General features: G+C 68.1%; 11 protein-coding genes. 7 read left to right on the forward strand and 4 right to left on the reverse strand.

The annotated features are described in order from the left end of the window. Nucleotides 1-31: 31 nt before the first annotated feature. On the reverse strand, nt 32-364 hold the full coding sequence (locus tag BAC01S_RS18435) for a hypothetical protein (protein ID WP_027796102.1): 333 nt from the start codon (nt 362-364) through the stop codon (nt 32-34). 218 nt (nt 365-582) lie between these two features. Here BAC01S_RS18435 and BAC01S_RS18440 point away from each other — a divergent pair, with 218 nt between their 5' ends. Continuing rightward, on the forward strand, nt 583-978 hold the full coding sequence (locus BAC01S_RS18440) for a DUF3175 domain-containing protein (protein ID WP_027796103.1): 396 nt from the start codon (nt 583-585) through the stop codon (nt 976-978). Nucleotides 979-1,026: 48 nt separating this feature from the next. Here the strand turns inward: BAC01S_RS18440 and katE are convergent, their stop codons facing one another. Then, a complete protein-coding gene (gene katE, locus BAC01S_RS18445) occupies nt 1,027-3,123 on the reverse strand; it encodes a catalase HPII (RefSeq protein ID WP_027796104.1) in 2,097 nt (698 codons plus the stop codon). Nucleotides 3,124-3,252: 129 nt separating this feature from the next. On the opposite strand from katE, the gene BAC01S_RS18450 reads away from it, so the two are divergent. Together BAC01S_RS18450 and BAC01S_RS34725 are read left to right on the forward strand one after the other, a co-directional pair. Next, nucleotides 3,253-4,173, forward strand: a complete 921-nt coding sequence (locus BAC01S_RS18450; RefSeq protein ID WP_027796105.1) for a cation diffusion facilitator family transporter — start codon at nt 3,253-3,255, stop codon at nt 4,171-4,173. Nucleotides 4,174-4,317: 144 nt separating this feature from the next. Beyond that, nucleotides 4,318-4,476 (forward strand): hypothetical protein, encoded by a 159-nt coding sequence (locus BAC01S_RS34725; RefSeq protein ID WP_156954454.1) that lies wholly within the window; start codon nt 4,318-4,320, stop codon nt 4,474-4,476. A 202-nt stretch (nt 4,477-4,678) separates the two neighbouring features. Here BAC01S_RS34725 and BAC01S_RS18460 read toward each other — a convergent pair whose 3' ends face one another. Then, entirely contained in the window at nt 4,679-6,472 is a 1,794-nt protein-coding gene (locus BAC01S_RS18460; protein ID WP_043202698.1) for a thiamine pyrophosphate-requiring protein, read from the reverse strand. A 63-nt stretch (nt 6,473-6,535) separates the two neighbouring features. Continuing rightward, nucleotides 6,536-8,449: a potassium transporter Kup gene (locus BAC01S_RS18465; protein ID WP_027796107.1), complete on the reverse strand. Its 1,914-nt coding sequence runs from the start codon at nt 8,447-8,449 to the stop codon at nt 6,536-6,538. A 195-nt stretch (nt 8,450-8,644) separates the two neighbouring features. Between BAC01S_RS18465 and BAC01S_RS18470 the strand changes: the two genes are divergently transcribed. From BAC01S_RS18470 to BAC01S_RS18485, 4 genes are read left to right on the forward strand one after another with little or no spacing between them, the layout of a single operon-like run. Continuing rightward, a complete protein-coding gene (locus BAC01S_RS18470; RefSeq protein ID WP_027796108.1) occupies nt 8,645-9,667 on the forward strand; it encodes a cytochrome c oxidase subunit II in 1,023 nt (340 codons plus the stop codon). Further along, nucleotides 9,664-12,369, forward strand: a complete 2,706-nt coding sequence (ctaD, locus tag BAC01S_RS18475; RefSeq protein ID WP_084168650.1) for a cytochrome c oxidase subunit I — start codon at nt 9,664-9,666, stop codon at nt 12,367-12,369. Before BAC01S_RS18470 ends, ctaD begins: the two co-directional genes overlap by 4 nt. Beyond that, nucleotides 12,369-12,788 (forward strand): hypothetical protein, encoded by a 420-nt coding sequence (locus tag BAC01S_RS18480; RefSeq protein WP_156954455.1) that lies wholly within the window; start codon nt 12,369-12,371, stop codon nt 12,786-12,788. The genes ctaD and BAC01S_RS18480 overlap by 1 nt, the downstream gene beginning before the upstream one ends. Beyond that, nucleotides 12,770-14,134: a c-type cytochrome gene (locus tag BAC01S_RS18485; RefSeq protein ID WP_084168651.1), complete on the forward strand. Its 1,365-nt coding sequence runs from the start codon at nt 12,770-12,772 to the stop codon at nt 14,132-14,134. Before BAC01S_RS18480 ends, BAC01S_RS18485 begins: the two co-directional genes overlap by 19 nt. Nucleotides 14,135-14,198 lie beyond the last annotated feature (64 nt).

Raw genomic sequence — 14,198 nt, forward strand, 5'->3', positions numbered from 1 at the left:
CGCGAGCTTGCTGGGTGCGTCGTGGCGGACCTCATTGCGTACATTTATCGCCGGGCTTTCTCCGTATTGCCGGGCTGTTGTGCCCGCGCGCGCCGGGCGGCTCCGGGTGCCCGTGCATGCCAAGCGGCACTTCGGCAGTCTGCTCGGGATGCGTGCCGCCCTCGGCCGGCATCACCTCCGGCCGCGGCTCGGGCTGATCGAACGAACCGGGAAAACCGCGCGCGGGCTTTGCGTCGGGCTTTGCGTCGGGCTTTGCGTCGGACTTTTCGTCGGGCTGCGGCGGCCGGGTTTCGGCCGGCATGGTTTCAGCGCCATGCGAGGGCGTGGCGGGCACTTCGGGCGGATTCTGCTTGTCGGAATCCATGGCACTCTCCTCAGGAGATGGGGTGGTTTCGGCGGCACCCGGCACGGCGCGCCGCACGGGGTCATGAAGTCGCCCAGGAATGACAGGCCGCATCAGCCGTGCCCGAGAACAGCGCAACAAAGACGGGGCCGGGAATGGTCGATGCGTTGCGGGTGATCTGCACCTTGAACTTCTCGACCTTAGGAGAGCTTCATTTCTCCCGACCGCCCAGGCACATCATGACGACTACCCACCATGCCCATCATGCCTCCACGCGGCCGCGCAATGGCCGCCCCGCCCGCCAGCGCCACGCCCGCGCCAGTGCGGAAAAAGGCGCCGCCAGTCCGGCGCGCCGCGGCTCCGGCCAGAAGTGGTCGCAACACGTAGCCGAAACCAGCGACGCCATGGATCTCGATTCGGGCGTCTTCAAGCTGGACGACCCCGAGGCCATCGCGCGCTCGCTCAAGGTCTCCTCGGAACATAGCCGCCGGCGCAAGGGCACGCCGTTCCAGTCGGCCATGTCGATGCTGAACTTCTATATCAATCGCGCCGGCCGTAACCTGCCGAAATCGCAGCGCGAAACGCTCGAGCGAGCCAAGGGCAAGCTGCGCGAGGCCTTCGGACGCAAGCCCTGAAACGGCGCGCTGTGCCTGGGTCAAGCGCCCGGATCAAAAGCGCCCGCCTCAGGCCGGCACCGATCCGGCGAGCGCGGCGCGGCTCCATACGCGGTGCTGTCCGGCGGCGTCGATAAAGTCCTTCAGCACGGCCGCCAGTTGGGCCGCGTCGCCCACCGCCACGCCGTCGGCGCGGTCCGGCAGTTGCGCCGCGCTCAGCAGGTCGCGTCCCGCGCCCACGGCGCCAATGGCCTTCAAATGCTTGAACGCCTCCAGCACGAAGTGGCGCGCATCCCCGGACTGGGCGAGCAACTTCGCCGCTTCCGCGCCGTCCGCGACGAACACCGCATCCACCATCACCGAAGGCATGCCCGCCAGGGTTGCGTCGGGCATGATCGAGCCGATCGGCGCGAGCGTAGGCGCAATCACCACTGCCGTGGCGCCCTCTTTCGCGAAGGCGTCGCGCAGTTTGCCCAGCAAGGCCTCGTCGCCGCCCGCAGCGCTCAGCAGTGCGATCTTGCGCGTCCGGATGCCCGGCTTCACACGGTTGGGCAGGCTCAGCGCGGGCGACGACGCGGGCTGCGGCTTGCCCGGCCGGTTGCCCGGTTTCGGCTTCGGCAGGCCAAGCGCTTCGGCCACGCTCGCCGCGAGCCGCGCGTCGATATTCGCGAGAATTTCGTTCACCGTGCGCTCGCGTATGCGGGCCTGGGTCACCTTGCCGAGTTCGAACGAGTAGGCCGAGATGATGTGCGCCCTTTCGGGCTCGGACATGCTCTGGTAGAACATCGTCGCCTGCGAGAAGTGGTCGGCGAAAGACTGGCTGCGTGCGCGGATCTTGACGCCGTCCATGCGTTCTTCGTAGCTCTCGAAGCCGCCGTCGGCAGGCGCGGATTCCTTCGGCCAGCCGTTGCCGACCGAATTGGGTTCGTACGATTGCTGCCCGACGTTGATGGTCTGCCGGTGCATGGCGTCGCGCTGGTTGTTCTGGAACGGACAGACAGGCCGGTTGACCGGAATCTCGTGAAAGTTCGGGCCGCCCAGCCGGCTGATCTGCGTGTCCGTGTAAGAGAAGAGCCGCCCCTGCAGCAAGGGATCGTTCGTGAAGTCGATGCCGGGCACGATATGCCCGGGGTGAAACGCTACCTGCTCGGTTTCGGCGAAAAAGTTGTCCGGGTTGCGATTGAGCGTCATCTTGCCGACGATCTTCACGGGCACGAGCTCCTCGGGAATCAGCTTGGTCGGATCGAGCAGGTCGAAGCCGAACTTGTGCTCGTCCGCTTCCTCGACGATCTGCAGCCCCAGTTCGTACTCCGGATAATCGCCGCGCTCGATCGCCTCCCGAAGATCGCGCCGGTGAAAGTCGGGATCCTTGCCCGCGATCTTCTGCGCCTCGTCCCAGATGAGCGAGTACGAGCCCAGCACGGGCCGCCAGTGCCACTTCACGAAGCGCGACCGGCCCTCGGCGTCGATCAGCCTGAAGGTGTGCACGCCGAAGCCTTCCATCGTGCGAAAGCTCTTCGGTATGGCGCGGTCGGACATCGCCCAGAGCACCATATGCGCGCTTTCCGGCACGAGCGAAACGAAGTCCCAGAAGGTATCGTGCGCGGTTCCGCCCGTCGGCATTTCGTTGGGCGCCTCGGGCTTCACCGCATGAACGAAGTCGGGGAACTTGATCGCATCCTGAATGAAGAACACCGGCATGTTGTTGCCCACCAGGTCGAAATTACCCTCCTGCGTGTAAAACTTCGTCGCGAAGCCGCGCACGTCGCGCACCGTGTCGGCCGAGCCGCGCGGGCCCTGCACCGTCGAAAAGCGCACGTAGACCGGCGTGGTCCTGGCGGGATCCTGCAGAAAGGCCGCCCGCGTGAGCTTCGCCTGCGATTCGTACACCTGAAAAATGCCATGTGCCGCCGCGCCGCGCGCGTGCACGATGCGCTCGGGAATGCGTTCGTGGTCGAAGTGCGTGATCTTTTCGCGCATGATGAAGTCTTCGAGCAACGACGGACCTCGCACGCCGGCACGCAACGTGTTCTGGTTGTCGGCGATCTTCACGCCCTGATTCGTGCGCAGGGCCTCGCCTTGCGCGTGCGCGCGAAACGGTTCGAGGCTCGCGGACTTCTCGTCCTGGGCGGGCGCTTTGCTGGGGGAACGATGGCTGTTCGACATGGGGGCTCTCCGGTTTGCACGGCACCTCTCGCGCAAGCGATATGCCGGGCAGCACGGCAACGCCGCGGCACGCCGCTTGCCTGCGCGCCGTCGAAAGGGGCGAACGTCTCGCCCCGCTCGCGCCTGCCCATGACCGAAACCGCTCCCCGCGCCGTTCGCTACGCGCTCGCCTCGAACATCGCCGTCATGCTCTGCAAGTTCGCCGCCGCGCTGTGGACCAATTCGGGCGCAACGCTCGCCGAGGCAGCCCATTCGAGCGCCGACTGCCTGAACCAGATCCTGCTGATGGCCGGCCGGCGCGCCGCCCATGGCCCCGCCGACGAACAGCATCCGCTCGGCTTCGAACGCGAGACGCACTTCTACGCCATGCTCGTCGCCGTCCAGTTCTTCGTCGTGGGGGGTCTCGTTTCGATCGGCATTGGCGCGTGGCGGCTCTGGCATCGCACGGGGTTCGATCATGCGGGCGTCGCCATTGGCGTGCTGCTTGTTTCGGCCGCGATCGAGGGCAGCGCCCTGCGCGCGTCGGTTCGCTCGATCGACCGCAAGCGCCGCGCGGGCGGTCTGTGGCGCTGGTTTCGCGAAACCGGCCAGCTCGAAGTGATGCTCTCGATCGGCGAGGACACCTCGGCGCTCGCGGGCGTACTCGTCTCGCTCGCCGGCACGTCGCTCTCGGCGCTCACCGGCTGGTCCGGCTTCGACGCGCTCGGCAGCGTAGGCGTGGGCTGCGTGATGACGGCGGCCGCCGTGTTCTCGCTGCGGAAAATCAAGTCGCTGATCGTCGGCGAAGCGGCTCGCGCCGAGGTGCGCCGGGCCATGCGCGGCTGGCTCGAAGCGCGCCCCGAGATCGAGCGCATTGTGAGCTTCATCGTGCTGCGCTGGTCGGAGAGCCTCGTGGTGGCCGTCCAGGCGCAGCTCAAAGCCCAGCCCGATGCGGACGAGCTCGTGCGCACCATCGACCTGATCGAAACGGCCCTGCAGCGCGAGTTTCCGGCGGCGCGCTGGGTCTATTTCGAACCCGAGCTCCGGGAGCACGGACCGCATCCGTCGTGAAGATTCCCGCGGGCATGCGGTGCCACGACGCCATGCAGGCATGAAACCGCCTGGCAGGCAAGCGAGTTGCTGCACCTCGCGCATGCCACGACACTGCGCGCCCCGTTCTGTCGTTCATCATCCGAAGTCCGAAGCGAGGTCATCATGCACACCGTTTCCCGTTCCGCGCCGCACGAGCATGCCGAACCGGCTCCCTCCGACGTCGTTCCCATCGTGCTGTCGATCAACGGGATGCGCCACGCCCTGCTGGTCGAGCCGTGGACCAGCCTGCTCGACCTCCTGCGCGAGCGCTCAAAGGGCTAACCCTCAGATCAACGCCATGATGCGCGATGCCATCCCCTGGAATCCCCCGAAAACATGATCTTTGGAGGCATTGTCCCTTGACCTTCAATACAGTTGCTTTCTTTGCCGCGGCAAAGAAAGCAGGTGCCGCCCCGCACAGGGGCAACCCAGGCACACCACCACGAATACAAGAAAAGACCCAAAAAAAAGAACCACCACCAAATCAACCCTTCTTACCTGGCAACACAGTAGCCATAACCTGCCGCGCCGTATTGGCAATCACCCCCTTCTCCTCCGGATCGCCCTCCATCAGCGTGCGCGCGAAGTGCCGCGCCTGTTCAAGCGTGATATGCGGCGGCAGCGGCGGCACCTCAGGATCCGTCTTAACCTCGAGCAAGACCGGCCGCGTAGTCGCCAGTGCCGCATCCCATGCGTCGCCCACACGCGCGGCGTCGTCCACGTAGATCCCGGCGAGCCCAAGCAGTTCCGCGAAGCGGTGATACGGTACGTTCGGAATGCGCTGCGACGCATCGAATTTCGGGTCGCCCTCCATCACGCGCTGCTCCCAGGTCACCTGATTCAGGTCCTCGTTGTTGAGCACCATGCAGATCCAGCGGTGATCGCTCCATTCTTTCCAGTACTTCGCAACGGTGATCAGCTCGGCCATGTTGTTCATCTGCATGGCGCCGTCGCCCACGAGCGCGAACACGGGCCGGCGCGGGTGCGCGAACTTCGCGGCGATCGCATAAGGCACGGCCGCGCCCATGGAGGCCAGCCCGCCCGAGAGTGAACACATCATGCCGCGCCGGATCTTCAGATCGCGCGCGTACCAGTTTGCACAGGACCCCGAATCGCTCGTGACGATGGAGTCATCGGGCAGCCGCGGCGAAAGCTCCGTGAAAACACGCTGCGGATTCACGGCGCCGCCCGTCTCCGCGTGTGCGCGCTCTTCGAGCACGCGTTGCCAGCGCCCGTTCGCGTGCACGATGCGATCGCGCCAGCTATGCGCGTGCTTCTGTTCGAGAAGCGGCAGGAGCGCGCGCAAGGTCGCCGCGCTGTCGCCCACGAGATTGACTTCCATCGGATAACGCAGGCTCAGCATGCCGGCGTCGATGTCGATCTGCACGCCGCGCGCCTCCCCCTCCTTCGGCAGGAATTCTGAATACGGGAAGCCCGAGCCCACCATCAACAGCGTGTCGCATGCCTGCATCATTTCGTCGGTGGGCTTCGTGCCGAGCATGCCGATCGAGCCCGTAACCCACGGCAGATCGTCGGGCACCGCGGCCTTGCCGAGCAGCGCCTTCGCCACGCCCGCGCCCAGCCGCTCCGCCACCGCGATCACCTCGTCGGCGGCGTTCATCGCGCCCGCGCCCACCAGCATCGCCACGCGGTGGCCGGCGTTGAGCACGGCGGCCGCGCGTTCGAGATCCTCGCCGCGCGGCACCACTTCGGGCACTGCATAGCCCACGCCCGAGTGCGCGGTGCCGTGCTTGCGGCCCGGCGGCTCGTACTCCAGCTCCTGAAGATCGTTCGGGAGGATGATGGCGGCCACCGTGCGGCGCGACAGCGCAATGCGCACGGCGCGGTCCACCACGTGCCGCACCTGCGCGGGCACGCTCGCCTGCTGGACGAAAGCGCCAGCCACGTCCTTGAACATCGCCGCGAGATCGAGCTCCTGCTGATAGTGCGCGCCCAACGCCGCGCGCGCCTGCTGCCCGGCGATGGCGAGCACGGGCATATGATCGAGCCGCGCGTCATAGAGGCCCGTGAGCAGATGCGAAGCGCCGGGCCCCGAGGTGGCGATGCACACGCCCAGCTCGCCGGAGAACTTCGCATGCGCGCTCGCCATGAAGGCCGCCATTTCTTCGTGGCGCGCCTGCACGAACGCAATCTTGCCGCCGCCGCGCTGCAGGGCGCCGAACATGCCGTTGATGCCGTCGCCCGGATAGCCGTAGATGCGGCGCACGCCCCATTGATGCAGACGCTCTACGATGAAATCGCTCACAGTGGTCGCCATAGCCTTCTCCCCCAAGGTTGAGTTACGCCCAGGAGGACAGCAAGCGACGCACCCGTGACGCGCTCAGAGCGCCACCTGCACGCCCAGTTCGACCACGTGCTCGGCCGGCAGGCCGTAATACTCGGCGCTCGTGGCGGAGTGATACGACATGAACGCGAAAAGACGCTGCCGCCAGCCGCTGAAGCGATGGCCGCCGTGATTCAGGTGGCTGCCCACCACTTCGTCGCGCGGCAGATAAAAGGTGGTCTGCGCGGCTTCGTACCGCCAGCCGCCCAGCCGCCCCTCGAGCGAACCGAGCAGCCGCGGCAGGTCGGGCCGTTCGGTGAAGCCGTGATGAGAAATGACTTCGTAGCAGCCGTTGCCGAGATCGCGCGTTTCGACACGTGTGGCTTCGTCGGCGCGCGGCGCGGACTCCGCGACATTGGCGAACACGATCACCGTCCGATGCAGCACGTGGTTGTGCGCCACGTTGCTCATCAGCGCGGCGGGCGCCATGCCGGGCAGGCTGCCGGGATACACCGCCGTGCCCGGCACGCGGGCGAGAGCGCTTTCGCGGCTGCCTGCGTTTTCGCACAGCCCACGCAGGAAGCCGTCCAGCCGCTCGCCGTTCGAGACATGGTGCGCGGCGAGGTCGCGCCCGCGCCGCCACGTCGCCATGGTCACGAAGAGCAGCGCCCCGACCGAGACGGGAAACCAGCCGCCGGTCGGAATCTTCGGCAGGTTCGCCGCCAGCAGCAGGCAATCGAGCGCGAGAAACGGCGTGCAGGCGCAGGCCGTCGCAAGCTTCGACCAGCGCCATACCGTGCGGCAAACCGCGAACATCAGCACGGAGGTCGTCACCATGGTGCAGGCGACGGCGAGGCCGTATGCGTCGGTGAGCCGCTCCGAGCTGCGGAAGAACAGCACGAGAAACACCACGGCCGCGAGCAGCCCCGCATTGACGGCGGGCACGTAGACCTGGCCGCGCCGGGTCCGCGAAGTTTCGACCGCCCGCACGCGCGGCAGGAAACCGAGTTCCACAGCCTGGCTCGTCATCGAGAACGCCCCCGATATCACGGCCTGCGAAGCAATGATGGTGGCGAGCATGGCGATGCCGACAGCAGGAATCAGCGCCCAGTGCGGAACCGAGCGGAAAAAGGGCTGGCTGGCGGCGCCGGGTTCGTAGAGGATCGTCGCGGCCTGGCCGAAGTAGCCGAGCACGATGGCCGGCAGCACGACGGCGAAGGTCGCCACGCGGATGGCGCGCCGGCCGAAGTGGCCGATATCGGCGTAAAGCGCTTCGGCGCCCGTCAGCGCGAGAATCACGGCGGCGAGCACGCCGAACGCGAGGCCCGGATGCTGCGCCGCCAGCCGCAGCGCCCAGAGCGGCGAGACGGCGCGCAGAATCTGCGGATGCTCCACGATGTGGCCGACGCCCACCGCGCCGAGACTCAGGAACCACAGCGCCATGATGGGCCCGAACGTGCGCCCCACGACCGCGCTGCCGCGGCGCTGGAACCAGAACAGCGCGACGAGGATCGCCACGGAGAGCGGCACGACGGCGGGCTGGAAACCGCGATCGATCTCGCTCAAGCCCTCGACGGCGGAAAGCACGGAAATCGCTGGCGTCACCATCGAGTCGCCGTAGAACATGGCCGCGCCCACGAAGCCCGCGATCAGCAGCGCGCGCGGCACCTGGCGGTCCACGCGTCCGAACCCGGAGCGCACGAGCGCCGTCAAGGCGACGATGCCGCCTTCGCCTTCGTTGTCGGCACGCATGACGAAGCAGGCGTACTTGAGCACCACGACGATGAACACGGCCCACAGCACCATCGAAAGCACGCCCATGACGATGGGCTCGGCGGTGGAGCGCGTGATCACGGAGGCCTCGCGCAAGGCATAGATCGGGCTCGTGCCGATATCGCCGAACACCACGCCTAGCGCGCCCAGCACGAGCGGGCCGGAAGGGCCGCCCGCCTGTGCGTCCGTGCGGCTCAATGGCCGATTCAGTAGCCGATTCAGGTGCCGATGCCGGCCGGGCCGGGCAGGTTCGCGGAGCATGGTCTTGCGTCTTGCGCCACAGGAGGGGGACGGCGTCGTCGCGCAAGCGTCGTGCCGCGCGCGGGGCCGGCTCGCCGGCGCATGGGCACGCCGCCTGCGCAGGCACTCGCGATCCGGCACGTGGAGCCGTCGATGAAACCGCGCACCGCTATCTCGTGCAAAGCCGCAGCGGCCGCCGCCGTCGCCTCATGCGCCGGCGCGGCGGCCTCGCCCTGCCATGCGTCCACGCCGCTCGCCTACTACCTGCACAGCGCGGGGCCGGCGGCGGCGCCCGTGCGCACGCTCGGCTGGGCGCTCGGCGCGCTTTGCGCGTTCGTGTGCGTCGCGATCGCGGTGCTGCTCGCGCTCGCCATCGTGCGACGCCGGGGCCCGTCGGGCGACGACGGCGAGCGCACCGCGAACACGTTCGTGCTGGCCGGCACGGCCGTCTCCGCCGTGCTCCTGCTGGGCGCCATGGTGGCCATGCTGCGCGTGCTCGCGGCCGTGGCCGACCCGCCCGGCACGCCCGCCGTCGCGCTGACGGTCACGGCATGCGACTGGTGGTGGAAAGTGACCTACACGACGCCTTCAGGCGAAACCTTCGACACGGCCAACGAAATTCACATCCCCACGGGAACGCCGGTGCTCGTCCGCCTGAACAGCGCCGACGTCATCCATGCCTTTTGGGTGCCGGCGCTCGCCGGCAAGACGCAGACCATTCCGGGCCAGACGAATCACCAGTGGATCGAGGCCGACCAACCCGGCATCTGGCGCGGCCAGTGCACGCAGTTCTGCGGCCCGCAGCACGCTCATATGGCGTTCGAAGTCGTCGCGCAGCCCCCCGGCGACTACGCACGCTGGCTGGCCAGCGAAAGCCGCCCGGCGTCGCCCCCCGCCGGCGGCGACGCGCTGCGCGGCGCGCAGGTGTTCGCCGGGCGCTGCGCGGCGTGCCACACGATACGCGGCACCGAAGCGCGCGGCGCGCAGGCGCCCGACCTCACCCATCTCCAGTCGCGCCGGCTGATTGCCGCGGGCACGCTCGCGAACACGCCCGCGAATCTCAGCAACTGGATCGCTCACGCCCAGCAGATCAAACCGGAGTCGCTGATGCCCGATATCGCCCTTTCGCCCGACGATTCCCGCGCCCTCGCGAGCTGGCTCGCCACGCTGCAATGAGCGAGCTCCCCGCCTCCGCCGAATCGGCCGCCGCCCGCAAACCGGGCCACGACGGCGCCGCGCCGCATGCCACTCCGCATGCCATTCATTACGCGCGCGTGCCCGAGATCGGCATCGCGCCGCTGGCCGACGAGGTGACGGAACGTCTCGAAGCGATCTGGGAGACGCGCCCCGGCTGGCGCGGCTGGCTGTGCACCGTCGACCACAAGACGATCGGCCTGCGCTATCTCGTGACGGCATTCGCGTTCCTGTTGCTGGGCGGCGCGGAAGCGCTGCTCATGCGCCTGCAGCTCGCGCGCCCGAACGAGACGCTGCTCGCGCCTGCGCAATACGACCAGCTCTTCACGATGCACGGCGTCACGATGATCTTTCTCTACGCGCTGCCCGTGCTGAGCGGCTTCTCGAACTACCTGTGGCCGCTCGTACTGGGCTCGCGCGACATGGCCTTCCCGCGTCTGAACGCGCTCTCCTACTGGCTCTTCCTCGCCGCCGGCCTCTTCCTCTACGGCAGCTTCCCGCGCGGCGAAGCGCCGAACGCGGGCTGGTTCGATTACGTGCCGCTCGCCTCGGGCGGCTACGATCCCGGCCCGAACATCGACGTCTACGCGCTCGGCATGATCCTGCTCGGCATATCCACCACGGTCGGCGCCGCCAACTTCGTCGTCACGCTGTTGCGCATGCGCGCAACCGGCATGTCCATCGCGCGGCTGCCCATTCTCGTATGGGGAACGCTAACGGCCTCGTGCGCCAATCTGCTCGCCGTGCCCGCGGTGAGCCTCGCGTTCTTCATGCTGTGGCTCGATCGCGAGTACGGCGCGCACTTCTTCGACGTCGCCGCCGACGGGCGCCCGTTGCTCTGGCAACACCTCTTCTGGATGTTCGCCCACCCGTGGGTCTACGTGGTCGTGCTCCCGGCAATGGGCATCGTTTCCGAGGCGCTGCCCACGTTCTGCCGCCGCCCGATCGCGGCTTATGGCGCGGTGGCGCTTTCGACGGTGGCGACCATGCTGATCGGCTTCGACGTCTGGATCCATCACATGTTCGCGACCGGCATCTCGCCGCTCGCGCTGGCGTTCTTCGGCGCGGCCAGCATGCTGATTTCGGTGCCGAGCGCCGTGGCCGTGTTCGCGTGGATCGCCACGATCTGGACCGGCAGGCCGGTATTCAGTTCTCCGTTTCTTTACTTCGCCGGCTTCGTGCTGATGTTCACGGTGGGCGGCGTTTCGGGCGTGATGACGGCCGCCGTGCCGCTCGACTGGCAGCTCACCGATACTTACTTCGTGGTCGCGCATCTGCACTACGTGCTGCTCGGCATCAACGTGTTCCCGGTGCTGGGCGGCGTCGTCTACTGGTTTCCGAAGTTCACGGGCCGCATGCTCGACGAACGGGCGAGCCGCTGGATCTTCTGGCTTCTCTTCGTGAGCTTCAATGTCGGCTTCTTTCCCATGCATATCTCCGGGCTGCTCGGCATGCCGCGGCGTGTCTACACCTACCCCGAAGGCATGGGCTGGGACACCGCGAACCTGATCACCACGATCGGCTCATGCGTGTTCGGCGTCGGCATCCTTCTCTTCATCGCGAATGTTTTCGTGAGCGCGCGGCGCGGCGTCCTGGCCGGGCCCAACCCGTGGCGGGCGGCCGGGCTCGAATGGTCCGTGCCGTCGCCGCCTCCGCCGTATAACTTCGCTATCCTGCCTTCCGTGCGCTCGCGCGATCCGCTGTGGGCGAACGATGCGCACGTGGCGCGTCCTGGCTATCTGCTGCACCGCGGCCGCGAGGCGCTCGGCGTGAGCGCGCTCACCGGCGAGCCCGACGTGATCCTCAAGATGCCTGACGATTCGTATGCGCCCTTCGCGCTCGGCGTCGCGGCCACGCTCGTCTTCGTCGGCATGCTTGCGCACTCGACCGCGTTCACGGCGCTCGCCGCGCTGGGCTGCATCGCCGCGCTCGTCGCCTGGCTCCGGCCGCGGCGCGCCCTCGGGCAACGCGAGCCCGCGCTGCCGGCGTCCGCGCGGCCCGCCACCGAGGCGAACACCCCGTCTTCGCCGACGCTCGACACCCTCATCGCCGCGGACGCCGTGCCCGACGCCCCCGCCGACTCGGGCGTCGACGCCACGCTCGCCCTGCCGGTGGGCAGCGCGGGCGAGCACGCGGGAGGCTGGTGGGGCGTGCTGACCCTCGTTGTCACCGAGGCGGCGCTGTTCGGCTATATGGTGTTCTCGTACCTGTATCTCGCTTCGCAAAGCGGCCGCCTCTGGCCGCCCGAGGCCTTGCCGAAAATCGGCATCAGCGGCATCAATACCGTGATCCTGCTCGCAAGCAGCGTGTTCGTATGGCTCGCCGGCCTTTTCGTGCGGCGCGCCCGCGCGCGCGCCGCATTCGCGGCCATGACGACGGCCGTCGTGCTCGGCTGTGTTTTCGTCGGTATTCAGCTCTCCGAATGGCATGCCCACCCCTACGGGCTTTCTTCACACCTGTACGGCTCGCTTTATTTCATGATCACGGGGTTTCACATGGCGCACGTCGTCGCAGGCGTGATCGTGCTGGCCTGCCTCGCGGTCTGGATCGCGAGAGGCTATTTCGACGCGCGCCGCGACACGGCAATCACGATCGGCGGGCTGTACTGGCACTTCGTGGACGCCATCTGGCTCGTGATCTTCTCCGTGCTCTATATTTCCCCCTACTGGCTGAGAGGTCGGTGATGAGTTCGCCCACTCCCCCTGCCCCCGAGGGTCCCACCCGCCTGCAGCGCGTGATCGTCTGGACCGCGCTCTTCGGCGTGCCGCTTATCTGGGTACTGCATCTGCTCACGAGCGTGATGCTCGTCTCGTCGTCCTGTTCGGGCGGCATCAGCCAGCACAACGCCCTGCCGTGGGGCGAGATCGAACGGCTCGTGACCATCGCATCGGCGCTCGCGTTCGGGATCTGCCTCGCGCTCGCGATCGCCGCAGGACGCGCGTGGCGCCGGATCGTCTCGCTCGCGCCCCGGCGCGGCGACGCGATCCGTTTCGTGGCCTGGTGCAGCGTCACCACGGCGGCCGCCTTCACCTTCGGTCTTGCCTTCACCGCGAGCGTGCTGCTGGTCATGCCGATCGACCGTCTATGCGCGCCTTTCCAATGATGCCGACCGCTTCCTCTCGCTACGCCGGCGCCGCACACCTGCACCGCGCGGCCTCGATGCCGTTCGCGGCACTGGCACTGGCCTGCGCGCTCGCGGGATGCCATCGCGAGGCAACGTCCGGCGCCGAAGCCCGGCGGCCCGCGCCGGACGCCGCGCTGATCGCGCGCGGCGCGTACCTCGCCAAAGCGGGCGACTGCGCCGCATGCCACAACGCGGCAGACCATACGCCGTTCGCGGGCGGCATGCCGCTGAACTCGCCCTTCGGCTCGATCTACGCGAGCAACATCACGCCGGACCCGGAGCACGGCATAGGCCGCTATATGCCCGCACAGTTCGCCGCGGCCCTGCAGCGCGGAGAAGCGCCCAACGGCCGGCATCTCTATCCGGCCATGCCTTATCCGTCCTTCGCCAGGCTCCAGACCGCCGACGTGGCCGCGCTCTACCAGTACTTCATGTACGGCGTCGCGCCCTCCGCGCGTACCGTGCCCGAAACGCGCCTGCCGTTCCCGTTCAACCAGCGTTGGGCCATGGTGCTGTGGCGCCTGGCGTTCGCGCGCGGCAGCACATTCGTCGCGCGGCCGGGGCAATCCGCGGCGTGGAATCGCGGCGCGTACCTCGTGCAGGGTCTTGGCCATTGCGGCGCCTGCCATACGCCGCGCGGCCCCGCCTATAACGAGCTCGGCTACGACGAAAGCAGCCCGCGCTATCTCACGGGCGCCACCAACGACCACTGGTTCGCACCGAACCTGACCGGCGACGCGGGCAGCGGCCTCGGGCGCTGGAGCGCGAACGACATTGCCGCCTTCCTGCGGGGCCGCCACGACGCCCGCGCTTTCGCTTTCGGCGCCATGGCGCCCGTGGTCGGCGAAAGCACCCGCTCTCTGAGCGACGACGATCTGCAGGCCATTGCCGTCTACCTGAAGTCGCTGCCCGCGCGCGAGACGAGCGGCGCCTTCGACGCCACGGTCACGGCGCGCGCCACGACGGCCCGGGTGCTGCGAACGGGGGTTCCGGAGCAGCCCGGCGCCGGCGTCTATCTGGCCTTCTGCGCGAAATGCCACGGCGCCGACGGTGCGGGCACGCCCGGCAAGGCGCCGGCGCTCGCCGGCAGCGCGCTCGCGCTCTCGCGCGACGCAACGACGGCGCTGCGCGTCGTGATCGAAGGCAGCGCGAGTCCGCCCCTCGACAACGGAGCGCCGGCGCGCAGCATGCCGGGTTTTCGCAACCAGCTCAGCGACACGGAAATCGCCCAGGTCGTCAGCTTCGTGCGCGGCGCCTGGGGCAACGAAGCAAAACCGGTGGACGCGCCCGAAGTGACGCGCCTGCGCGAGTCCATCCATCGATAAGCGCGCTCGCTTCGACTCAGGCGCGCGCATTGCTGCTGATGGAATGCCGTTCACCCAACCGCAA

The organism is Paraburkholderia acidipaludis NBRC 101816, from assembly GCF_000684975.1.
Taxonomy (GTDB): domain Bacteria; phylum Pseudomonadota; class Gammaproteobacteria; order Burkholderiales; family Burkholderiaceae; genus Paraburkholderia; species Paraburkholderia acidipaludis.

Coding starts and splice junctions, on each gene's coding strand:
- BAC01S_RS18435 (WP_027796102.1), bottom strand. CDS start 364: ATGGATTCCGACAAGCAGAATCCGCCCGAAGTGCCCGCCACGCCCTCG.
- BAC01S_RS18440 (WP_027796103.1), top strand. CDS start 583: ATGACGACTACCCACCATGCCCATCATGCCTCCACGCGGCCGCGCAAT.
- katE (WP_027796104.1), bottom strand. CDS start 3,123: ATGTCGAACAGCCATCGTTCCCCCAGCAAAGCGCCCGCCCAGGACGAG.
- BAC01S_RS18450 (WP_027796105.1), top strand. CDS start 3,253: ATGACCGAAACCGCTCCCCGCGCCGTTCGCTACGCGCTCGCCTCGAAC.
- BAC01S_RS34725 (WP_156954454.1), top strand. CDS start 4,318: ATGCACACCGTTTCCCGTTCCGCGCCGCACGAGCATGCCGAACCGGCT.
- BAC01S_RS18460 (WP_043202698.1), bottom strand. CDS start 6,472: ATGGCGACCACTGTGAGCGATTTCATCGTAGAGCGTCTGCATCAATGG.
- BAC01S_RS18470 (WP_027796108.1), top strand. CDS start 8,645: ATGAAACCGCGCACCGCTATCTCGTGCAAAGCCGCAGCGGCCGCCGCC.
- ctaD (WP_084168650.1), top strand. CDS start 9,664: ATGAGCGAGCTCCCCGCCTCCGCCGAATCGGCCGCCGCCCGCAAACCG.
- BAC01S_RS18480 (WP_156954455.1), top strand. CDS start 12,369: ATGAGTTCGCCCACTCCCCCTGCCCCCGAGGGTCCCACCCGCCTGCAG.
- BAC01S_RS18485 (WP_084168651.1), top strand. CDS start 12,770: ATGCGCGCCTTTCCAATGATGCCGACCGCTTCCTCTCGCTACGCCGGC.